Origin of the sequence: Salipaludibacillus neizhouensis (assembly GCF_002886185.1) — a bacterium.
Taxonomy (GTDB): Bacteria; Bacillota; Bacilli; order Bacillales; family Salisediminibacteriaceae; genus Salipaludibacillus; species Salipaludibacillus neizhouensis.
Map to the genome: position 1 here is coordinate 2,567,409 of NZ_KZ614146.1, position 23,121 is coordinate 2,590,529.

Sequence of the window (23,121 nt, forward strand, 5' to 3'; positions counted from 1 at the left end):
TTATGGCGTTTCAAATTTTACTTAATATGTTGATAGCAGTAATTTGGATGCTATTGAAAAACAATTTCAGCCCCGTTGAATTTATGTTGGGTTATATTGTCGGGTTGGTCCTATTGTTTTTCTTGAGAAGGTTTTTAAAGTTTGATTTTTACTTCCGGCGGATTTATGCCCTTTTCAAACTGATTATTCTCTTTTCGTATAAATTGATAATGTCTAATTACGATGTTATTAAAATCATTCTCAGTCCCAAACTGAACATCGAACCAGGAATTATTGCGGTGCCAACAAAACTTAAAACAGATTGGGAAGTAACCTTGTTGGCAAATCTTATATCGTTAACACCTGGAACGCTTTCGATGTATTTTTCAGAGGATGGAAGAACGATTTTTATACACTCCATTCATGTGCCTGATAAAGAGGCGGCAATCAAAGAAATACACGATTCGTTTGAAAAGGCTATTCTGGAGGTGACCAACTAATGCTTTATACCGTCAGCCATATTACATTAGTATTAATGTCGCTTTCAATTGCTATTTGTCTTTACAGAGTTTTTATTGGACCTACAATCGCCGACAGGATAGTAGCCCTAGATACTACAGGTATTAACTTAATAGGGTTTATTGGAATCATCATGATTCTGCAGGATACAGTTGCTTATTCAGAAGCAATCCTAGTTATTGCAATATTAGCCTTTATTGGTACGATTGCATTTTCCAAATTTTTGGAAGGAGGAGTTGTCATTGATCGAAATCATCATTAGCATCCTTCTTCTCATTGGTGGAGGGCTTACCTTCATCGGGTCCATTGGCATTCTTCGTTTTCCAGATGTTTATGGCAGGTTACACGCTGCAACTAAAAGTGCTACTTTAGGTGTTATCAGTATTATGTTCGCAACGTTTTTTTACTTTTGGTTCATACATGATATTTTTGTCGGCAAGCTTCTCTTAACCATTTTATTCGTGTTTCTTACTGCTCCCGTTGCAGCATTTATGGTTTCTAAGGCAGCATATAATACCGGAATTAAAATGTCGGACAAAAATAGTCAAGACGATTTAGCGATAGCAATGAGGGAACATGAGAAGAAAAATAAGCAAGAAAAATCAAATAGTGATGTTTAAAAATACAGAGGGTGCCTCAAAAAGTCATAATTGACCTTGAGACACCCTCTTTTAATATTTTTTCATTGTTTTTACTCTTTCCATCTGCCAATTGATTGCCCGTGTTCGATAACAACATCCACTTGCTTGACTTCCTCGTTTATCACGATCGTATCTGGCTCGAATAACAGAACAATACTTGATCCAAATGAAAAATAAGCTACCTCTTCTCCCCTATCAAGTGTTTTTCCTACATGGGTAGGATGAATACTGTTCACATTCAATGCTCCTACCTTTACCATCGCCATCCGTTTATCCTGATGAGTTAGCTCGGTGATTAATCGATAATTGGAAGCAAGGGGTTCTTTGCCATAAAATTTCCCCATCTCATTCACGGGCTCTGAGTATTTCCCTAGTGCCCATCTTTTGACGACTTTTCCCGAAAAAGGACTATGTATTCGATGATAATCTTTCGGGGATAAATAAAATACAAAGTAATCCCCATGTTCATATCTGTTAATCGCCGACTGAATACCTAACATGGTTTTAAGTGAATATGCCTTTCCTTTAACATGAAAAGACAAATCCTCCCCTATTTTCCCTGACTCCGTTAAAACTCCATCAACCGGGCTAACAATCTCGTTTTCATTTTCAGGTAATGCACGAACCCCAGCTTTCAGTTCACGGGTGAAAAATTCGCCAAGTGTAGGGTAATCAGTGACTTCCCTTGCGAGTTCTCCAAGATTTACACCGTATACTTTTGCAAATGATGAGACAAATGGTTTACTTAATTTTGTACTTACAAAACCCTTTAATAGCCTTGAATAGACTGGGTTGTTTGTTAATTCCAGCATTAATTTATACATTTCTTTTTTCATAATTAAGACTCCTCTATTTGTGTTCAGCATTTTAATGCTATACTTACCTTTCCTTTATGTTAACAATTTTAACATTTTCCATCCTTGTGATAGGTATTTTCCCGTATAAAAATATAATTTAATATAGTTGTCTTCCATCGGGGAGACTTTTTTAAGAAAAACACAAAGCGTATTTTATTAAATACAGTGTGTCTTTTACTAATACAAGATTTGGTAGTAAAATTAAGGTAAGAATTTCTTCCTTAGCTTCTCATATTAATATTTACTCTTTTTTGGAGGACAAAAATATGCAAATTATTCTTTCCCATTCTAATTTAGATTTTGACGGTTTAGCTTCGATGATAGCTGCCCAAAAACTATACCCGCAGGCTGAGATAATTTTGCCCTCGAAAATAGGGCCGGAAGTATCTCACTTCCTAGCTATATATAAAGATACATTCCCGTACAAACAAACTCAACAAATTGAATGGAAGCATGTTAAAACGGTTATTCTCGTAGACACTAATGATCTTGACCGGACGGGGCAATCTGAGTTATTGCCAACACAAACAGAATTGATTATTTATGATCATCATCCTCGTACGAGTGAGACACCTGAACATAAAGAAACGATTATAGAACATGTTGGTGCTACAGTTACACTATTAATAGAACTACTCATTCAAACTGATGTTCTAATTACACCCTTTGAAGCTACTGTTTTTTCAATGGGTCTGTATACGGATACCGGTTCCTTTTCATATGGGCATACAAATGCAAGAGATTTCAAAGCTGCTGCATGGCTGTTGGAAAATGGCGCGAACCTTCAAGTAGTGGAACAGTTTTCCGATGCTCCATTGAAAGAACCACAACAGATACTTTTTAAAAGCTTATTAAAAAATAGTGAATTAATTTCGATAGATGGCTTGGATATTGTACTTGCTTCATTTCAGCAAAAAAATTACACTGGTCATCTTTCGAAAATTACGCGTAAATTAATCGAGGTAACTGGAGCAGATGCAGTATTTTCTGTCGTGCAGATGGGAGAAAAAACGTTTGTTACGTACCGGGCTGCTTCAGAGAGGATAAATGCGCTGCCTCTCATGCAATCTCTTAACGGAGGTGGGCATAAGAAAGCTGCTTCTGCACTAATCAAAAATCAACCGGTTACATTGATAGTAGAGAGGATTCGAAAAAAACTTCCCTCTCTCGTTTCTCCAGCCTTAATGGCAAAACATATGATGTCGTCCCCAGTGAGAGTCGTTGCTCCTGATACAACCATTGAAACGACTTCTAAAATGTTATATAGATATGGTCATACTGGCTTTCCCGTTGTGGATAACGAAAAGATCCAGGGTATTATTTCGCGAAGAGATGTAGATAAAGCTTTACACCATAAATTGGGACACGCTCCTGTGAAAGGATTTATGAGCCATGAGCCTATCACCATAACAATTCATGACACCATTGACCGTATTCAGGAAATCATGATTGATAAACATGTCGGCCGACTACCGGTAATACATGAGAATACTTTAGTAGGTATTGTTTCGAGGTCAAATATCATTCAAGCTATGCACGGTGAAAAAACAGGTAGTACCATGTTGCCATCTAGCTTTCCCCACCCAACAAAACGGCAAGTGACACAAACAATGAGAAAAAAATTCCCGAGTTCGATTTATCAGTTATTAGTAAGTATAGGCGACCAAGCCGCAAAACTTTCCATGGCACCGTATCTAATAGGTGGAATGGTTCGTGATCTTTTGCTTGATAAAGATAATAAAGACATGGATATTGTTGTGGAAGGTAATGGGATCCAACTTGCCCTTCACTTGCAAGCAACTTATGGAGGTTCAGTAAGGCAGCATGAAGAATTTAAAACAGCAACTTGGAAACATCCTTCTGGTTTCCTTATAGATTTAACAAGTGCCAGGACTGAATATTATGATTTTCCGGCGGCACTTCCAAAAGTAGAAATGTCAACCATTAAAGAGGATCTATTTCGACGGGATTTTTCTATTAATGCCATGGCTATATCCCTCAATTACGAAAGTTTTGGTGAGCTGCTGGATTATTTTCACGGATATGAAGATCTTATATCAGGGAAAATTCGTGTGCTTTATAATTTAAGTTTCGTAGAAGATCCTACCAGAATTTTAAGATCGCTTCGTTTTGAAAGCCGTTTTGATTTTCGCATGGACACTCAAACAGAAAAACTAGCTCACCAATCTGCTAATAATATTCTCTCTGTATCAAAACAAAGATTAGCGAATGAACTATGTCGACTTTTTTACGAAGGAAACGCCTCTCACGGCGTGAATCGACTTTATGAACTAGAACTTCACACCTATTTAGTCACGAATCCAATCAAACATGAGATTGCTGCAAATCGAATACGCGAGCTAGAGGATTACCACAGGGATCTACATCAAAAAGGACTTGCCATTTCTAGGTCTGTCTGGATAGGCTACATGGCGGCATTGACATATGGAGACTCTAAAGACATACGGGAATTAGAAGACTATTGTTTATCGAAAGAAGATCAAACTGTGTTAAATAAAATCGAGGAGTTAATACACCATCTAAACCAAGACCTTGTGAACGCCCCTATAGCAACATTTCACGAACACTTTTCTACTTATTCATTGGAATCACTTTTAGGCTTTCTAGCATTCATTCACCAAGACGCTAAAAAATCATTTATTGATTATTTAATCAAAAGAGAGAGATTACAACGAAAAATAACTGGAAATGATCTCAAAGAATTGGGATTAACTCCAAGTCCTTTATTTAAAGAATTACTTTATAAGGCCGAAGTATTTCAGTTACAATCATCCACTATTACGAAAAGAGAAATTCTCGAGAAACTCACTGGACAGTATTAGTAATGACATTTGAAATCGAGTTTTTAAGACACATTTTTACAGTGGTATTCCAAATATTTGTCTTTTTAAAGGGATTATCCTTGCTATCACTTTTAAGCTCTTTTATAATAGCAATTGAGTCCGAAAAGTTAGTGAATCATTTCACTTAAATGACACTATTTCATTTTAAGGAATACAATTGGACTTAAATGACAATCATTATTTATAAAAGGAGAGATTTATAACATGGCTGAAAAACGTATGGTAGGAAAACAAGCACCAAGATTTGAAATGGATGCGGTTATGCCTAATAAAGAATTTGCGAAGGTTTCTTTAGAAGAAAATATGAAAAATGATCAATGGACAGTTTTATTTTTCTATCCAATGGACTTCACATTTGTTTGTCCAACAGAAATCACTTCTCTTAGTGACCGATTTGATGAATTTGAAGATTTAGATGCAGAAGTTATAGGAGTTTCAACCGACACTGTCCACACACATAAGGCTTGGATTAATACTCATCGTGATGATAATGGTCTTGGTGATCTGAAATATCCACTTGCGGCAGATACTAATCACCAAATTTCTCGTGAGTATGGTGTACTTATTGAAGACGAAGGTGTTGCTTTGCGAGGTCTTTTCATCATTAGTCCTGAAGGCGAATTAATGTATGCAGTTGTAAATCACAACAATATCGGTCGTGATGTTGATGAAACATTACGTGTATTACAAGCACTTCAAACAGGTGGATTATGCCCTGCCAACTGGAAGCCAGGACAAGCTACGCTGTAAGTTATCAAACGATTGATGCGTCAGATAATATTATTGATGTACCATCTAAGAAAATGTGTTTTAAGGAGTGTTTTTGATGAAGTTGCGAGCACAAATGCCTGATCTTAATGGGGCAACTGCGTGGCTAAACGGAGAAGTTTCTAAAGAGGATCTTGTGGGTGACAAGCCTACATTAATTCATTTTTGGTCTGTAAGCTGCGGATTATGTAAAGAAGCAATGCCAGATGTAAATGAATTTCGTGATGAATACAGCGATAAACTAAACGTTATTGCGGTTCACATGCCACGATCTGAAAAGGATCTTGATATGGCAGTCATTGAAGAAACTGCTAAAGAACACGATATCAGTCAGTCGGTTTTTGTTGACAATGAACACAAACTTACGGATGCTTTTGAAAATCAATATGTACCTGCCTACTATGTGTTTGATGAAGAAGGTCAACTTCGTCATTTCCAAGCAGGTGGTGGAGGCATGAAAATGCTTCGTAAAAGAGTGAATAGAGTTTTAGGTATTGAAATAAAAAAGTAAAAATACCCGTGATACGGTGTAAGTAAAGGCACTTCAGTTGAAGTGCCTTTTTTTCTGACGCTGAAAGGAATTTTTACACTAAAGAAGGTGCAATAAAAATTTCCTGAATATGAAGGTCCCTCTTTTTGCGTAAATCAATAAATTCTTCCCCTACTTTCAATAGCGGACGCCGTATTTCTTCTTTAAATAATTGAACAATACGTCCTTTAGTACCATTATCCAATAATACATCGTTGCCTATATAGCCATATAAAATGTGTTCGACAAAAGGAATCACAATTTCACTGTTAAAGCGCCCTTTGAAAACTTCAAGAAGCAACTCATCAAGAGCTTCAAGAGGACCGTGTTTTTCTTTATAAATGCGGTCTGATGAGATTGCATCATATACATCAGCAACCGCAATAATTTGCGATAAAAAAGGGATTTGATCACCTTTCAATCCATATGGATAACCACTTCCATCGAGCCTTTCATGATGACACAATGCCCCATATTCAATCTCTTCATTCTCTCCTGGCATCATAGCTATCATTTCTTTCCCATAAATGGTGTGTTGCTTTACCTCATCAAATTCATTTTTAGACAGTTTCGATTCTTTATTTAGAATTTGCGGGGAGACTTTCATTTTTCCAAGATCGTGCAGAAAACCTATTCTGCCAAGTTGAAGAATGTCATCAATAGGAAGCAACAATATTTTTCCGATGGTTGCTGAAAGTAGACCTACATTTAAAGAATGTCTATATGTATATTCATCATGCCCTTTAATATGGCGAAGTTCTAAAAATATATTAGGTCCCTTTAAAACACTTTCTAGCAAAGGAGTAAAAGGTTTCATAAAGTCTTGTAAACTAGGTACCTCTCGAGATATTGCAAGTTGAAATAATCGTTTAACTTCTACGACACTTTCTTTATATATGATCGATATATTCTCTCTATGTTTAAATATGTCCTCTACTTGGTTTGATAGAGGTTCTTGGGGCATATCCATTAAAAAAATATCCTCTATGAGATGATTTTGTAAAATAGAAAGGTGCCAGTTCGTTAACACCATCCCTTGTTTTAACAGGAAATGTCCAGAATCTGATATAACATCATTAGCTAAAGTACGGCCAATAACCGATTGATCCCAATGCTCACTTTTAACTTTTATCATTAAATTACACCTCTATCCTTTTTTTCTTTGGAATTTATTTCTAGAATATCATATACTAGAACAAAAGTCTCACTTTTTAGTGTTTGTTAATATTTTTTGTGAAAAAGGCCTATCGCTAATTAGCTAAAATCTAAAGGACATTTTTTTGCTTTTGCAGTCCTCATTGTGATACGTTTATTTCACATAAATTAGTTAGATGAAAGGATGAATGAAATGAGTGTACATATTGATGCAAAACAAGGAGAAATAGCTGAATCCATTCTTTTACCTGGAGATCCTCTTCGCGCAAAATTCATCGCTGAAAACTTCCTCGAGGACGTAACTTGTTATAACGAGGTTCGCGGCATGTTAGGTTACACTGGAACATATAAAGGTAAACGAGTTTCTGTACAAGGGACTGGAATGGGCGTACCTTCTATTTCTATTTATGTTCACGAGTTAATTAATAGTTATGGTGTAAAAAATCTTATTCGAGTTGGTACTTGTGGTGCCCTTCAGAAGGATGTAAAAGTTCGTGATGTTATTTTAGCGATGAGCGCTACGACAAATTCTGGCGTAAATCGTCATCACTTCAATGGCATAGATTTTGCTCCTACCGCTAATTTTGAGTTGTTGAAGAAAGCTTATGATGGAGCAAAAGAACACAATTTGAACGTAAATGTCGGCAGTGTTTTCACAAGTGATGTATTTTATAATGATGATAAAGACCTAGTCAAAACTCTTGCTGATCACCAAGTACTAGCTGTGGAAATGGAAACTTCCGCCCTATATACAATTGCTGCAAGATTTGGAGTACAAGCTTTATCCGTATTAACAGTTAGTGATCACCTAATAACCGGGGAAGAAACCAGTTCCCAAGAACGCCAGGAAACATTTAATGAGATGGTCGAAGTTGCTCTTGCGGCAGCTGTTAGTGAATAAACCATCATAAAAGAAAAACGGCAGAGCCGACTTTTATTATATACAGCGTTATCTTTCGCCACCCCGAGTAGCACCTACGAAGTGCGTGTAGGTGCTACTTGAAAGGAGGGTGATTTTCCCTTGACACGCGTGGCGTAAAGATAGCTGCTAATTTTATTAATTCTTATCTCTTAAAAAAGCCGCATTCCTTCAATAAAAGGAATGCGGCTTTCTTAGTTTCTGGACCTGTGATTGTAGGTGGAGTCTGTCAAAAACATTTCGTACGCTGAAACGAGTTCCATTCAACACGTCTCGGATTCATTTGAGCACGTGCCACACTCATTTCCAAGCATCTCTCGTACATTTGAGCACACAACACGTTCATTTCCACTCTTCATCTTTATTTGAGAACGTTTCACACTCATTTCCACGCCTCTCGCGCTCATTTGAGCACACAACACGTTCATTTCCACTCCTAATCCAGTCATCTCTATTAATAAATCAACTCGACAAATCCTTCTCGGGAGATTTTACCGAAATAATAGGTCATATCTAAATCAGATAAAGCCTTTTGAATCGCATTTTTTTCGTACTTCACACTTGTTAGTTTTTCTTGTACATCTGTAACATCACCGATTCCAAAAAAATCTCCATATATTTTACAATCTGTAATTTGACCTTTAGAGACATTAATACGAATATCGATTGTACCAGCATCGAATCTTTGGGAACGTTGGAGATCAAACTTCGGAGATTTACCATAGTTCCAATCCCAGTTTTTATACCGACGTTGAGAGATTTCTTCGATGCCTTTCCAATCTTCTTCTGTTAAACGGTAAGTTTCTACATCGCCACTTTCAAAGATATAATCTAATAAGATTTTTTTCAGTTGGTCCACTGTTAATTTATCCTCTAAAAATTCATTGATGTTTGCGACTCTGCTTCGGACTGATTTAATTCCTTTAGATCTCATTTTTTCTTCGTTTACATTTAATGAATCCACGATATTTTCAACATTGACATCCAACATGAGCGTACCGTGACTGAACATCTTTCCTTTTGTCGTATATTGTGCATTCCCGGAAATTTTTCGCTCGCCGACATGGATATCATTACGTCCACTGAGCTTTGCATCGATTCCTAGTTCTTGCAATGCATCTATAACTGGCTGGGTGAATTTTTGATAATTTGAAAAACTGTCCCCATCATCCTTCGTTAAAAAACTAAAGCTTAGGTTTCCCAGGTCCTGATAAACCGCCCCTCCGCCTGAAAGTCTTCGAACGACGTGGATATTATGTTCGTCAATATATTTTTTGTTGATCTCTTCTAATGTATTTTGATTTTTACCAATGATAATACAAGGTTCATTCACGTAAAAAAGTAAATAGGAATCATCAATTGGTAAATTTCGAAGAGCATACTCTTCGATCGCTAAGTTAACTGTAGGATCGTTTACTTGCTCATTATCAATAAATTTCATTCGAATTGCCTCCTAATTCTCGTTTATACGTCATTATCATATCATATATACCCTTGAAATCTTAAGAAAAACGCAAAGCGTGTTTTATTAAATACAGCTTGATCTTTAAAGCCACCCCGAGTAGCACCTACGTAGTGCGTGTAGGTGCTACTCGAAAAGAGGCGAACTTCCCTTGATGCGTGTGGCATAAAGATAGCTGTCAACTTATAATTTCTTCTCTAAAAAAAAGACACGCGGATTATCCTCCTCGTGTCTTCCTATTTGGCATCGTTATTCCTTGACGAACTCTTTGGTACTTCTAATCGTATCAATTGGCCGAACCGATTTTTCAATTTGCTCACGTTTCGGCTCTAACATTGGTGGTAAGGATAATTTTTCACCAAGCGTTTCATAGGATTCATCTCCCATAAATCCTGGTCCGTCTGTTGCAAGTTCAAATAATATTTGCGGTGCTACTCTCGTGTACATTGACTCAAAAAAGTGACGATTGACATAACCGGATGTCTGCAATCCTATGCTGTGAAGTCGCTCAATCCACTCGTCTAAAACGGATCTGTCTTCTACCCGGAATGCTGCATGGTGAACGGTACCAAACCCTTGTCTGGCTTGTGGAAGAATCTTGTTATGTTCTACCACAACCTGTGCACCATTTCCCCCTTCTCCCACTTCAAACAATGAGTAAGAACCTTCTTTACTAACTTCTCTAAATAAGAAAGCTTTTTCTAATATTTCTTTAAAAGAATCAACATCTGCAAGACGAATATGAATAGGCCCTAGCCCAGTAATCGCATATTCTAATGGGATTGGTCCTTTTTGCCATGGAGTTCCCGCAGCTACTCCAGTGTCTTTTTCATCAGAAACCAATTCGTATTGCTGATCATCAAAGTCAATAAAAGCAAGCCTCTTAGTTCCAAACAGTTCTTTAATTCCAGCATGCTTTATTTTTAAGCGGTCAAAACGTTTGACCCAATATTCCAACGCTGCATCATTCGGAACTCGAAAAGCTGATTTTGAAATTTCATTAGTACCATGGACTCCTTTGGGGATGCCCGGGAAATCAAAAAATGTCATATCTGTTCCTGCGTTTCCCTTGTCATCTGCAAAAAATAAATGATACGTCTGAATGTCATCTTGGTTAACTGTTTTTTTGACTAAACGCATCCCTAAAACATACGTAAAAAACTCATAGTTCTTTTCCGCACTACTAGTAATAGCTGTTACATGGTGCATCCCTTTTAATTCATTCATTAATAATTCCTCCATTTATACATTACTAAGAGTTTTACACAAATCTAAATTTCTATGTGTTCCTTCTATGATAACATGCCACGCACTTTTATAAAGCAAGTTACTTAAAGTAATGAGTTATTCTTTTTACCACAAATTAATATATTATTAATTCAAGGTAAATGTCATGAAAATTCACAAGTAAAAAAGTTTTACTTGACATGTTTACTATAATATTTTAATCAAATAGCAAGAGTTTTTTATCTTTAATTCGAGATAATTATATAATAACTGTTTTTCTATGTCAACAATATTGAAATTTGAAATAATTTCATACACTTCTATTCTACTTTTGCTAAAATAAACGTTAGGAAATGAAAAAAGGTCTCTGCCACTAAGCAAAAACCTTGTTTTCTATCTGATTAATCCTCTGCAACGCTCTTTCGTTCCCCTAACAGCTTTTTAAGTTCTTTTTTACTCTTTCTTGAAACAAGGATATATAAAATGTCATTTTCATAGATGACAGTTTCTCCATAAGGGGTTACCAGTTCTCCCTTACGAATAATTGCATTTATCAACACATCATTCGGAAACTCTATTTCAGTTAAGTTTTGACCAACGATTTTTGTTTCTTCGTTCACCACGTACTCGACAATTTCAGCATTGGCCTGACCTATCGAAACTAGTTCTAGAGAATGAAGAGGTGTTACTTTCTTTGGTCCTGTTAATCCTAATTTATTTGCAAACACTGAAATGGTTGAACCTTGAATTAAAGCAGATGTTAATACAACGAAAAAGACAACGTTGAAAAATAGTTGGGCATTCTCTACTCCGGCAATCATAGGAAATGTCGCTAAAACAATCGGGACTGCCCCTCGAAGACCCGCCCAAGACAATAGCGTTTTTTCTTTCCAAGTGTAGCCAAAACCAATAGTTGATAAGAGAACGGCCAAAGGTCTTGCAATTAGAATTAAAATAAAAGATAAAAGTAATCCATTTAGGATGATCGCTCCTGTGAAAAGCTGACCTGGAAACACCAATAACCCTAAGATGATAAACATTAAAATTTGCATCATCCAAGCAAATCCTTCATTAAATCGGAAAATAGTGTGTCGATACGTTAAATCTGAATTTCCAATAAGCATCGCTGCTACATAAACAGCTAATAACCCGCTGCCACCCACGCTTGCAGTAAGGCTATACGTTAATAGGGCAAATCCCATCGCTATTATAGGGTATAAACCGCCAGAATCAAGGTTGATCCGATTAATAATCCACGACGCAATCCACCCCATACCTAATCCTAGTAATAAACCAAATCCCATTTGTAAAAAAAAGGCACCAACTATATGCCATATTCCTTTTTGGTCCATTATTATCAATTCTATGAAGGCCAGTGTTAGAAACATCGCCATCGGATCGTTAGTTCCTGATTCAGCCTCGAGAGTAGCCCCGATGCGAGACTTTATATTTTGTTCCTTTAATGCCGCAAAAACTGCAGCAGCATCTGTTGATCCTACTATAGCTCCAAATAAAAGCCCTTCAAGCCACGTGACATCCAACACAAATGTTGCAGCTATAGCCACTATGAAAGTGGTAATTAAAACCCCCACAGTTGCTAACACTAACGAAGGCGCAGCAATCGGTTTAATTGTGGTCCATTTTGTCGAAAGACCACCTTCAAAAAGAATAATGACAAGTGCAATAATACCAATTAATTGCGCATGTGATGCATTATCAAAATAAATGAGACCTAATCCATCACTTCCAGCAATCATCCCAAGCAAAATAAATAATATTAGCGCTGGGACACCGAAGCGTGATGAAAGCTTGGTTGTGATCACACCCATTATTAGAAAAGAAGCAAGGATTAGGATAAAGTAATCCGCACTTAACATGTTTTGAACCATCCTGTCTCCCTCCGCCTTTTAATAATTTCTGTCTTTACGATACTATCTTCTCTTTTTTATCATATCACGTAACTACCCCATATAATAAATGATACACCCTCTCTGAAATTGCATTTATAGCACCCGAATGCAACTTTGTATATGAGTAGGAGTGCTTTGGACAATCCGTAAATCAGAAAAAAGATGCGCCAAAAGTCTAATGACTTTGACACACCTAGAATCAATATAGATAGGAAATAACGATCACTCTTACTCTTCTCTTTTTAAAGCTGCTCGTTGGTGACGATAAAACTCATGGAATAACTTCATTAACGATCGTTTCTCAATTCGAGATACATAGCTTCTTGAGATTCCTAATTCTTTAGCTATTTCTTTCTGCGTTCTTTCTTTTTGTTTATCTAAACCAAATCTTCCTACGATGACCTCTTTTTCTCTGCCATCAAGAATATGAATATACTCATATATTTGTTTTTTCTCCATTTTTAACTGGATTTGCTCCGCCAAATCATCCGTGTCGGCCTGCAAAACATCAATTAAACTAATCTCATTTCCCTCTTTGTCCTGTCCGATCGGGTCATGAAGAGAAACATCCTTACGTACTTTCTTTAATGCTCTCAGATGCATTAGAATTTCTATTCTAATGTCAGAAGGGGGCCATCAAAAAGCTTGTCTATTTAATCATAATAACTTAGAGATAAATTATCAAATGCTTTTTGTTACCATATCAAAGTGTGGGAAATGAAGAATAACTTACCTGTTATTCTTCTAACTCAAATTAAAGCATCAGTTTGCTAGACCATTCGTTGCTTTTGAGAAGTTATTATTTACGAAGTAATTTCTATTATGTAAGTTAATCCTCAGCCATAAACAAAGAGAAGTAAACTTTTATTAAATTAATACCATGATCATAAGTTAGACAGTTTAAACTTCTTCATCGTCATTTCCTTCGTCGGAACCCTCATCAGATTCTTCTTCAGTTGCTTCTTCTGGCAATACTTTAATTGTGTTGAGCAGTCCTGAACTTCTATTATATTAATAAGTGTCTCGTCAATTGTACTCTCCGTAGCGACTACTTCTTCTGCTCTACCATCTACTTTTTTTGAGAATAGCGTTTAGTTGGTTGGTGGAAGCGTTCATACGGTTATTCAAAGAATTAAGCATTCCTTCATAGTCATCGTGTTTATTCCGAAATTTAGAAGGAAGCTAATACACGGAAAATTGAGAGAGATATAGGAGCAATTTTAAGAAGGTTGTGTGAGATCAAAAATGTAGAAATTATAGAAGCTCATACAATGCCAGATCATATTCACATGTTTAGTAAGAATCCCCCCCAAAAAATGTCGGTTTAAATGGGAAAAGTTCGTTAATAATCCATGATAGACATGTAAATATAAAATACAGTCATGGAAACAGGACTTTTTGGGCAAAAGGATATTACGTGAGTACAGTATGATTGAATCAAAAAACGGTACCGAAATACATTCGAGGGCATTATTTCTCATCATCATTATTAACCTTCCCGTTAGCACCATAGGAACTCCGACAGCTTGTTGTGCTAAGTCTCCCCGTTAGTAAAAAGTTATAAAAAATTGTAACCTATCCCCTTTCTCTTTATACTTCCTTGCCGTTAAGACCCAAGAAAAGAACCTTGATAGATGTCAAAATCATGTAAAGTTCACCAACTTGTCACATCTGCTCAAAGTAAGCACTATATTGCCATTCAAATTAATGATATATTTGAATAGATATGATTCTTATTACCTATAAACTCAGCAGAACAAGTGTTAATAGTGACAAATATCACCGACTTAACCAGTCCTAAAGTATTATAATATGGGTGACAAAATTTAAATTTACGAAGGCGAGGCTTAATTTACAATGACAATATTAAGTAATCAAACATTAATTGACTCCTATGAAAAAGCTCTACAACTGCAATTATCAAAAGAATTTATTGAATTATTACTTGAAGAACTCTACAAAAGAGAAATATTACATACATAAAATTAAATACATTACAGAATCTCTCTCTAACACTTAAAGTTTTCAGTGAAATCCCTTAATTTATTTCCTTAAAGTTCATACAATTAAAGGATTCTCCCCGTTTGTTTAAGTGAGTCATTTCACAATATCACTATATCTCTACTTTCATTTAAATATATATCCAAACCCCTTTAATTATATTTGACACTTCACATACTAAATCGCAGTGGACTCACATAGCTTCTAATAATTATTGAATACCTTGTGAAAAGAGGTTTGAGTTTCTATGTGATTTCTCTTAGAAAAGCTCAAATCATTTGATATAACAATTCAAAACGCATGAGATTTCAATGTGAAATCCCATGCGTTTTGAATTGTGAATGGCTTGTTTGTACCTCTGAAGTAAACCCGTTAATCTATTATGCGTTTTTTTTCTGATTTGTTCCAATCTCCTTCGTTTATTTAAACCTCTCTTCATAATGTCTGTTTAAACATAATTCTGACATTTCCTTCGTACTATGGACGTCAAAAGTTTCTCTTGAAACTTTTGACATAATGATAGAAGTTTCGTCGAATTACTTAACAATTCTTTAGATCTACTATAAGATAATCTTTGTCGGTTTTTTAGATCGTTAATTTCATACCTTTAGGAGGAAGTCATGGCAACTCAAGAGAAACCTATGGATAAGTTAGAATATAAAATCAGTTACTACGTAGCCGCATGATAAATACTGGTCATTTAAGGGGCCTCACTCACCCACATACTTTTAAATGGAGCCAAGAACTTGATATTTACTTGAATAAATACGATTAAATAAAATCACTAAGCTAGCTAATTCTACTTTTTTCAACTCCACATTATGAACCAAATACAACACAAAATTTTAATGGATCTCCATCTCTCTTTTTTTAAATGTAAGAGCAGCAACAGTTTACTTCTTTAAACCTATCCCTTATTGCAAGAGGAAGATAGAAAGGCTATTTGGAGAAACGGATATTAAATGTCGTTCCTTCAGGACTCGATGTATAATCGATTTTGGCATTATTTCTCTTGGCAATGGAAAAACAAATGGGTATTCCTAAACCTGTTCCTTTGTCTTTAGTTGTAACAAAAGGAATTGTAATATCCTCTATAATGTCAGAGGGTATTCCTTTCCCTTCATCCATAATGGATAAAACTATCTTATTCTTCTCTTCATACGTCATAATTTGAACTTTTTTTCCTGCATTCATGGCATCTAAGGAGTTATTAATTAAGTTCAAAAGAAGCTGTCGAATTTCATTTTTGTCAATAAGTAAGTCTGCGATATTACTCAAATGTAAGTCAACTGATTTACCTTCTTTTAGAGCTCTTGTTTCTAGCAAGGGGAGGATGGATTTTATTAATTCATTTAAATTATACTCCTCCAATTTTTCAGGTTTATCCTTCGCTATATCAAGAAATTCAGTAAGGATATCGTTCACACGGTTGACCTCATAAATCATCAAATCAAATATAGGTTTGTGTTTTTTAAGTTCTTCGTTTTCAGCCATCAACTGCAAAAACCCTTTAACAGTCGTCATTGGATTCCTTACTTCATGGGCAACACCTGCTGCCATTACTCCGATAAGATTTAATTTTTCATAGCGTTGCTTTTGCTTTTCGCGTTCTTTCCGATCTGTGATGTCACTAAAAGTGACAAATATCCCGTTTATATTAGGAAACAGTTTTACTTCGAACCAAAATTTTGAATATTCAGATATCATCTCAAATACTTGGGGTTTTTGTTCTTCATATGCTTTATGGTAAATAGTGTCTATTTCTGTATCTATGTATTTAGGGTTAACATCACAAACTTTTGTCCCAATAAGTTCTTCTTTTGTCCTTTCAAAAAATAGTTCTTTTAAATACGGTTCTGCTGCCTTATTAATAAATACAAATTCATAATCGGAATTTAAAAAATAACAAGCTTCAGACATATTTTTTAATACTTCGATCATATCTAATTTATTTTCAAGCGACTTTAACGGCATTTACTTTACTCTCCTTTTAAAATAAATTCTCTTATCTATACATTATCACAAAAAATACGATATCCCTTCATAATCAATCAATTACCTTCACAATCAATCAATTCTTGAAGAATAGCTTCATTTAGATGGTAACATGAAAAAAAAGCGCTCCTTCTTAATGAAGAAACACGCCCTTTTGTTTATGTGTAATTATTTACTTAACTCTTCCTAAGGTACTGATACAAACCCTACCAGTAATAGTAACATATATAAATTCAATACTAGCTGAGTACGGGAATCGATATCGTGACCTGGGTTCCCACCCCGACTTTACTTTGGATGGTTACTTCCCCTTGATGTTGTTCGATAATTTTATATCAGCATTAAACCTAGTCCAAATCCCTTTTCTTTATTTGAGTAGTATGGCTCTCCTAACTTCGGAAGACGATCTTCTTGAATGCCCATTCCTTGATCATTGACATTCACTTCGATCCTATCGTCTTTCGATGTAATGTCAATATACAGATTCCTTCCCATCTTTGTCGCTTCAATCCCATTCTCGATAACATTAAAAAATGCTTGTTTAAGCAAACCCTCTTCACACCAAATGAAAGGCACCTCATCATAATCTAATTCAATATAGACATTATTTGTGATTGTTTGTGTCTTTAGTGATTGAATAACTTCTTGAAGTAAACGAGTTATGTCCGTCATTTTATAAGACTGTAGCTTAGTCCTGCCAAGTAAAGAGAATGCATCTACAAACGTTTCGATATTATTTACCTCATCTGTCATAATATCAAGGAAACGACCGTAATCCCCCAGTCCATCAGAAGTTCTTATTAATTGCGTTAGTCCTTTCAATGATTGCAATGGATTCCTAATTTCATGTGCTACACCAGCTGCAATCTGCCCCACAGCAAGTAGTTTTTCACTTCTTAAAAGCGATTTTTCAGCTTCTTTTTGCACTGTAATATCCCTTAGATGAACGGCCCAATTGCAGATTTCACCATATACATCCTTTATTGGTGTGATGGAGAGCATCATATGATATGCCTTTTCATCATTTGTAACTCGAATCGTTTCTAAAGTGGATAAATTAGAGTCAGAATTTGCATCAGAGTTATATTGAGCAGTAACAACACGACGGTAGTAATCACTCATTTGATTTATCAAATGGGGTGGCATGGAAGGGCAACGAAGAATATGAAACCCCTCAAGATTTTCTTTCCTCCACCCTATCAATCGAGAAAAGGCGGGATTTGCTATTACGATAGTAGCATTCATATCTAATAAAAGAATGGGATCTCGATTCGTTTCAATGAAAGATTCGGACAATTCTTTGTTGATTTGTTCCAACTCCACTTTTCTTTGTTTCGTTATATCCTTTACATACACAGAGATATTAATAATTTGACCTTCTATTTCGTTGGGTACCATCATCACTTGAAGCTCAACTTTGTGCCCTTTTTTATAGTTAACCCCTAATTCAAACTCATGAGTTTCACCTTCAAACAGTACAACGATACTGCGCATTCAAACAACATCTATTTGTACTAACTTTGTGAAAAAATGTACTTAAAGTAACGGGATAGTGTTAGTTCAATTACCTTTAATTTCAAAGAAGCCCAAATATGCATTATTTTATGCATATTTGGGCTTCTTATTTTATTCAGGAGTGCTTTTTATTTCATTGGTAAATGTACTGGCGATGTGTGGTAAATCTCTTGGCGTTCATTGGTAAAAAAGATGGCAAGGGTGGTAAAATCTTGTGTCCGTATTCAATATATGGAAGTTTCATAATCGAGTTATTTGAAATACGTACAATTATGGTTTGTAGAACTAAAATTGTTAGGGGCTAAGTATAATAGTATTGATCATTATCACCGTGAAATTTCAATCGAAAAGGATGGTAAGATATCGATAACCGATATCTTACCATCCTTTTTATTTTCTAATCTGCTTCCCTCTTTAAACCCGCTCGTTGGTGGCGATAAAATTCGTGGAATAGCTTCATTAATGATCTTTTCTCAATCCGTGATACATAGCTTCTAGAAATCCCTAAATCTTTAGCAATTTCCTTTTGGGTTTTTTCTTTTTGTTTGTCTAAGCCAAACCTGCCTACAATAACTTCTTTTTCTCTTCCATCCAGAATATGAATATAATCATAGATTTGCTTTTTTTCCATTTTTAACTGTATTTGATCGACTAAATCAGCAGTATCTGCTTGGAGAACATCGATTAAGCTAATTTCATTGCCCTCTTTATCCTGGCCAATTGGGTCGTGCAAAGAAACGTCTTTACGAACTTTCTTTAACGCACGGAGATGCATAAGAATTTCATTCTCAATACATCTCGCTGCATATGTTGCCAACTTTGTTCCTTTTCCAGAGGAATAACTTTCTATTGCTTTGATGAGACCTATGGTTCCGATTGAAATAAGATCTTCTGTATCTTCTTTCGTGTTCTCAAACTTTTTGACGATGTGCGCCACTAACCGGAGATTATGTTCAATGAGTAAATTTCTTGCTTCTGCGTCGCCTTCCTTCATTAGTTCAATGTATTTCTTTTCATCTTGTTCCTTTAAAGGCTGAGGAAACGCATTGTTCTTAACAAAGGAAACAAAGACAAGCAATTCTTTCACAAACTGAGTAACTGCCATTATAATACTGGACATGCCCCCACATCCCTCCTAAGCGGTCATATCCTATGTATATGCCCAGGAAGGTTTGGCTGTGTCTGTCTTATAAGAAAAACGGCATAGCCGTCTTTTATTAAATACAGCGTCAGCTTCCACCGCACCGAGTAGCACCTACGTAGTGCGTGTAGGTGCTACTCGAAAGGAGGGTGGGTTTTCCTTGATACTTGCGGTGTGAAGGTAGCTGCCAATTTTATAAATGCTAATAAAAATGCTTAAATAACATTTCATTCCTACTATGAAATGAAACTGTTAGCAGCTCTATTACTCTTTAGACGAATTAAAACCGTCTACTATGAGCTCTAACTTACCTGTTCCTGGATCAATAACCAACCCGTGAACTGGAATATCTGAAGAAATTAATGGATGATTTTTAATTCTATCAACACTGTTTTTTACGCTCTCTTCGACACTGTCAAAGCCAGTAAGCCATGATTTTAAATCAATACCTGCATGAGTCAGCATTTCTACCGTTTCATCGGTAATCCCGTGCTTCTTAGACTTTTCCAGAAGCGAAGATGCATGAAGATTGGCCATTCCACAGTCATGGTGGCCAACTACATATACCTCTTCAGCCTCTAATTCATAAACTGCTATAATAATACTTCTCATAATACTTCCAAACGGGTGTGATACCATTGCTCCGGCATTTTTGATAATTTTTACATCACCATTTTTAACATTCATAGCCTTCGGTAATAACTCTTGTAACCGCGTATCCATACAAGACAATATAACCATTTTCTTATCAGGAAATTTTGTAGTTTCATATTGTTCATATTCTTTGTTTTCAACAAACTGTTGGTTATGTTCCAGAATTTTCGATAAATATGTCATAATAGCTAAATTCCTCCTCGAATTTGTAACAATATAGATTTTTCTTACTATTATAGTCTATGCGTACATAAAGGTCACTTTATATGTACTTATTATTTCACTCATTTTACTAAAAAAACCACGCTTAGACAACAGGAACAAGATAGATTCCTTAAATAGAGAGTCTCCCTCCATTAAATGAACTCTGATCGCTCGCTGCCGACTTTTATTGAACACCCCTCCTTTTTTAGAAGCGAACTCTAAAGAAAGTTCAATTGCTACGACGTGAGTTTACCTGTACTAATATGGTATAATCTTTCATGAAACTAAATGAACACAGAGGAGCGATTCCATGAATTTTATAACGCTAAATAATCAATTAAAAATGCCACAACTAGGGTTTGGTGTTTGGCAAGTAGACGATGAAGCTGCAACCCCTGCTGTTGAGAAAGCGATCGAAGTTGGCTATCGTTCCATTGATACTGCGATGATCTATAAAAATGAGCGTGGCGTAGGCGAAGCAATTCGTTTAGCAAATGTACCACGGGAAGAATTGTTTATTACCTCTAAAGTCTGGAATGGAGACCAGGGTTATGAAAATACGCTGAAAGCTTTTGATGAAAGCTTGGAGCGTCTTGGATTAGAATACTTAGACTTGTATCTCATTCACTGGCCTACACCAGAGTATGACGACTATGTAGATACTTACAAAGCAATGGAGAAACTTTATAAAGACGGAAAAGTGAAAGCTATAGGCGTTTGTAATTTTGATATCGAGCATTTACAGAGACTTCTAGATGAGTGTGACGTGACACCAGCAGTAAACCAGGTAGAATGCCACCCATACCTAGCTCAAAATGAATTAAAAACATTCTGTAAAAAACATGATATCTATTTAGAAGCTTGGAGTCCCTTGATGCAAGGCGGCGAAGTGTTAAATCACCCGATTGTTCAAGGAATAGCAAGAGATCACGATAAAACAGGGGCACAGGTAATTATTCGTTGGCATTTGCAAAACGATTCGATCGTCATTCCAAAGTCTGTGACACCATCGCGTATTAAAGAAAACTTTGACGTGTTTGGTTTTGAGCTTTCCGATGACGAGATGGAGATAATCAATAACTTAGATCGTGGTGTACGAAATGGTCCAAATCCTAGTGAGATGAACGTAAGATAACGAGCAGAAGGTGGTGCCCCATAAAATTAACGTTAATATTATGGGGCAACCTTTTCTTTTTCATGAAAACAATTTCACACTTTTTCTATTAGAAAAATAGTTTATTTTTTCTAGTTTTCTATTGACGGTTCCCAGTATTTAATTTACACTCTAAATATTCAAAAAAATATATTTTTTATCAAAAATGAAAAGAACTCTGCATAGTTAATACCTTGGTAAACCAATGATTTGACTGCAATGTCACGGTACCATTAGCTCTCGTTCTGAAGTATAAGAGATCGATGGAACTTAGAAGTCTCTGGAATAGTCGTCCTCTTTTCAGGAAGAGGTATTTTTATTATCATTAAAACCAAGTAAATCGATATGTTTTATAATATTGATGGTGATTGTCATACTTCATTAGGGTATTAGGGGGGTGTTGGACATGATATTATCCTATCTTGCTATCATTGTTGCACTATTTTTCGCAATGAATATCGGTGCAAGTGGAGCAGCAGCCACAATGGGACCAGCATATGGCAGTGGTGCAATTTCAAGAAAAAAAAGCGCATTATTGCTTGCTGGTTTCGGAGCATTTCTTGGTGCTGTTGTTGGTGGTGGCGAAGTTGTAAAAACCGTTGGAGAAGGTATCATTCCGTCTGACATTTTTTCTATCGAAGTAGCTGTTGTCATACTGATTGCTTCGTGTTTAACACTGTTTTTGGCGAATGTTATCGGTATCCCACTCTCTACTAGTGAAGTGACAATTGGCGCGATTATTGGCGTCGGTGTCGCCTTCCAAGCACTCTATGTTTCCAATATTCTATTCATTTTATCGTTTTGGCTCATCATTCCTGTCATCGCTTTTGCTTTATGTTTCATTTTCGGAAAAGTGATAATCAGTGTTGAAAAAAGATGGCCCCAATTGAAAGGAACAGGAAAGTGGAAAAAAATTCTTACCATTGTTTTAATACTAACAGCATTTATAGAAGCATTTTCCGCTGGAATGAACAATGTCGCTAATGCAATTGGACCTTTAGTTGGTGCAGGATTAATGCAGAGCTCTTCCGGAATTTGGCTTGGCGGTCTTTTTATTGCTATTGGAGCCATTCTATTGGGTGGAAAAGTTTTAGAGACCAACGGGAAAAAAATTACTTCCTTCTCTCTTCTTCAGGGTACTGCGGTATCTGGAACTGGTGGAGTATTAGTCATTATTGCATCATTATTTGGAATTCCCGTTCCATTAACACAAGTTACTACTTCAGGAATTATTGGTATTGGCTGTTCGGAGAATGGCTTTCAAATTTGGCAAAAGGATGTCATTAAAAAAATAATTAAAGTTTGGGTTGTTTCTCCTGTTTTATCCCTTGTTGTTTCATTCAGCTTGATACATGTTTTTTTACAACCAAATCCATACATTGTTGTCATCGTATCAGCGATCATTATTGCAACGATTGGAACATTGAGTTTATATCGATCTGTGAAACTGGAAAGACGAACACTTGAAAATGAGCGAAGTATTTCTTAAGAAAAACGCGTAGCGTCTTTTATTAAGAAAAACGGCAGAGCCGTCATTTTTTAAACACAGCATGGGCTTCCCCGCCATATTGTATCAAGGGGTGAATCACCTTACTCTTGATACAATATGGCGTGAAGGTAGCTCTTAA

At 36.0% G+C, this 23,121-nt stretch carries 20 protein-coding genes and 2 pseudogenes; 12 read left to right on the forward strand and 10 right to left on the reverse strand.

The window, feature by feature from the left end:
- Positions 1-2: 2 nt before the first annotated feature.
- Genes CEF18_RS12170 through mnhG form a run of 3 tightly spaced genes read left to right on the forward strand, consistent with a single transcriptional unit; the run spans position 3 to position 1,118 of the window.
- Complete coding sequence (locus CEF18_RS12170; protein WP_110936724.1) at positions 3-479, forward strand: Na+/H+ antiporter subunit E; 477 nt, start codon at positions 3-5, stop codon at positions 477-479.
- Entirely contained in the window at positions 479-760 is a 282-nt protein-coding gene (locus CEF18_RS12175; RefSeq protein ID WP_110936725.1) for a Na(+)/H(+) antiporter subunit F1, read from the forward strand. Before CEF18_RS12170 ends, CEF18_RS12175 begins: the two co-directional genes overlap by 1 nt.
- Positions 735-1,118, forward strand: a complete 384-nt coding sequence (gene mnhG, locus CEF18_RS12180) for a monovalent cation/H(+) antiporter subunit G (protein ID WP_110936726.1) — start codon at positions 735-737, stop codon at positions 1,116-1,118. The genes CEF18_RS12175 and mnhG overlap by 26 nt, the downstream gene beginning before the upstream one ends.
- A 71-nt stretch (positions 1,119-1,189) precedes the next feature.
- Here the strand turns inward: mnhG and CEF18_RS12185 are convergent, their stop codons facing one another.
- Positions 1,190-1,975 (reverse strand): phosphatidylserine decarboxylase, encoded by a 786-nt coding sequence (locus CEF18_RS12185; RefSeq protein WP_183040875.1) that lies wholly within the window; start codon positions 1,973-1,975, stop codon positions 1,190-1,192.
- 287 nt (positions 1,976-2,262) lie between these two features.
- Between CEF18_RS12185 and CEF18_RS12190 the strand changes: the two genes are divergently transcribed.
- The 3 genes from CEF18_RS12190 to CEF18_RS12200 all read left to right on the forward strand — a co-directional run bounded on the left by CEF18_RS12190 (position 2,263) and on the right by CEF18_RS12200 (position 6,139).
- Positions 2,263-4,839 (forward strand): CBS domain-containing protein, encoded by a 2,577-nt coding sequence (locus tag CEF18_RS12190; RefSeq protein ID WP_110936728.1) that lies wholly within the window; start codon positions 2,263-2,265, stop codon positions 4,837-4,839.
- A 225-nt stretch (positions 4,840-5,064) separates the two neighbouring features.
- The gene (locus CEF18_RS12195; protein WP_110936729.1) at positions 5,065-5,610 is read left to right on the forward strand and encodes a peroxiredoxin; all 546 of its coding nucleotides are present in this window, start codon (positions 5,065-5,067) and stop codon (positions 5,608-5,610) included.
- 76 nt (positions 5,611-5,686) lie between these two features.
- Complete coding sequence (locus CEF18_RS12200) at positions 5,687-6,139, forward strand: TlpA disulfide reductase family protein (protein ID WP_110936730.1); 453 nt, start codon at positions 5,687-5,689, stop codon at positions 6,137-6,139.
- 73 nt (positions 6,140-6,212) lie between these two features.
- On the opposite strand, the gene CEF18_RS12205 is transcribed toward CEF18_RS12200, so the two are convergent.
- A complete protein-coding gene (locus tag CEF18_RS12205; RefSeq protein WP_110936731.1) occupies positions 6,213-7,292 on the reverse strand; it encodes an HD-GYP domain-containing protein in 1,080 nt (359 codons plus the stop codon).
- A gap of 213 nt (positions 7,293-7,505) precedes the next feature.
- On the opposite strand from CEF18_RS12205, the gene deoD reads away from it, so the two are divergent.
- Positions 7,506-8,213, forward strand: coding sequence for a purine-nucleoside phosphorylase (gene deoD / locus CEF18_RS12210; protein WP_110936732.1), 708 nt, complete (start codon positions 7,506-7,508; stop codon positions 8,211-8,213).
- Between the two features lie 472 nt (positions 8,214-8,685).
- Here the strand turns inward: deoD and CEF18_RS12215 are convergent, their stop codons facing one another.
- From CEF18_RS12215 to CEF18_RS12230, 4 genes and pseudogenes are all read right to left on the reverse strand, one after another.
- On the reverse strand, positions 8,686-9,672 hold the full coding sequence (locus tag CEF18_RS12215; RefSeq protein ID WP_110936733.1) for a lipoate--protein ligase: 987 nt from the start codon (positions 9,670-9,672) through the stop codon (positions 8,686-8,688).
- A gap of 270 nt (positions 9,673-9,942) precedes the next feature.
- Entirely contained in the window at positions 9,943-10,920 is a 978-nt protein-coding gene (locus CEF18_RS12220) for a ring-cleaving dioxygenase (protein WP_110936734.1), read from the reverse strand.
- 401 nt (positions 10,921-11,321) lie between these two features.
- Positions 11,322-12,809 carry a potassium/proton antiporter gene (locus CEF18_RS12225; RefSeq protein ID WP_110936735.1) on the reverse strand — a complete coding sequence of 496 codons (1,488 nt, stop codon included), beginning with the start codon at positions 12,807-12,809 and terminating at the stop codon, positions 11,322-11,324.
- Positions 12,810-13,058: 249 nt separating this feature from the next.
- Positions 13,059-13,451 (reverse strand): annotated as a pseudogene (locus CEF18_RS12230) (sigma-70 family RNA polymerase sigma factor); the annotation flags it as partial.
- 501 nt (positions 13,452-13,952) lie between these two features.
- Here CEF18_RS12230 and tnpA point away from each other — a divergent pair.
- From tnpA to CEF18_RS27180, 3 genes and pseudogenes are all read left to right on the forward strand, one after another.
- A pseudogene (gene tnpA, locus CEF18_RS12235) lies at positions 13,953-14,259 on the forward strand (IS200/IS605 family transposase); the annotation flags it as partial.
- A 428-nt stretch (positions 14,260-14,687) separates the two neighbouring features.
- Positions 14,688-14,813: a sporulation histidine kinase inhibitor Sda gene (sda, locus tag CEF18_RS12240; RefSeq protein WP_110936737.1), complete on the forward strand. Its 126-nt coding sequence runs from the start codon at positions 14,688-14,690 to the stop codon at positions 14,811-14,813.
- A 700-nt stretch (positions 14,814-15,513) separates the two neighbouring features.
- Positions 15,514-15,606 (forward strand): aspartyl-phosphate phosphatase Spo0E family protein, encoded by a 93-nt coding sequence (locus CEF18_RS27180; protein ID WP_110936738.1) that lies wholly within the window; start codon positions 15,514-15,516, stop codon positions 15,604-15,606.
- A 164-nt stretch (positions 15,607-15,770) separates the two neighbouring features.
- Here the strand turns inward: CEF18_RS27180 and CEF18_RS12250 are convergent, their stop codons facing one another.
- From CEF18_RS12250 to CEF18_RS12270, 4 genes are all read right to left on the reverse strand, one after another.
- The gene (locus tag CEF18_RS12250; RefSeq protein WP_110936739.1) at positions 15,771-16,805 is read right to left on the reverse strand and encodes an ATP-binding protein; all 1,035 of its coding nucleotides are present in this window, start codon (positions 16,803-16,805) and stop codon (positions 15,771-15,773) included.
- A gap of 351 nt (positions 16,806-17,156) precedes the next feature.
- Positions 17,157-18,320, reverse strand: a complete 1,164-nt coding sequence (locus tag CEF18_RS12260) for a PAS domain S-box protein (RefSeq protein WP_110936740.1) — start codon at positions 18,318-18,320, stop codon at positions 17,157-17,159.
- A gap of 418 nt (positions 18,321-18,738) precedes the next feature.
- Positions 18,739-19,461 (reverse strand): RNA polymerase sporulation sigma factor SigK, encoded by a 723-nt coding sequence (sigK, locus tag CEF18_RS12265; protein ID WP_110936741.1) that lies wholly within the window; start codon positions 19,459-19,461, stop codon positions 18,739-18,741.
- A gap of 285 nt (positions 19,462-19,746) precedes the next feature.
- A complete protein-coding gene (locus tag CEF18_RS12270; RefSeq protein ID WP_110936742.1) occupies positions 19,747-20,319 on the reverse strand; it encodes a beta-class carbonic anhydrase in 573 nt (190 codons plus the stop codon).
- Between the two features lie 331 nt (positions 20,320-20,650).
- On the opposite strand from CEF18_RS12270, the gene CEF18_RS12275 reads away from it, so the two are divergent.
- The gene (locus CEF18_RS12275) at positions 20,651-21,475 is read left to right on the forward strand and encodes an aldo/keto reductase (protein ID WP_110936743.1); all 825 of its coding nucleotides are present in this window, start codon (positions 20,651-20,653) and stop codon (positions 21,473-21,475) included.
- Positions 21,476-21,899: 424 nt separating this feature from the next.
- The gene (locus CEF18_RS12280) at positions 21,900-22,982 is read left to right on the forward strand and encodes an inorganic phosphate transporter (RefSeq protein WP_110936744.1); all 1,083 of its coding nucleotides are present in this window, start codon (positions 21,900-21,902) and stop codon (positions 22,980-22,982) included.
- Positions 22,983-23,121: the final 139 nt, after the last annotated feature.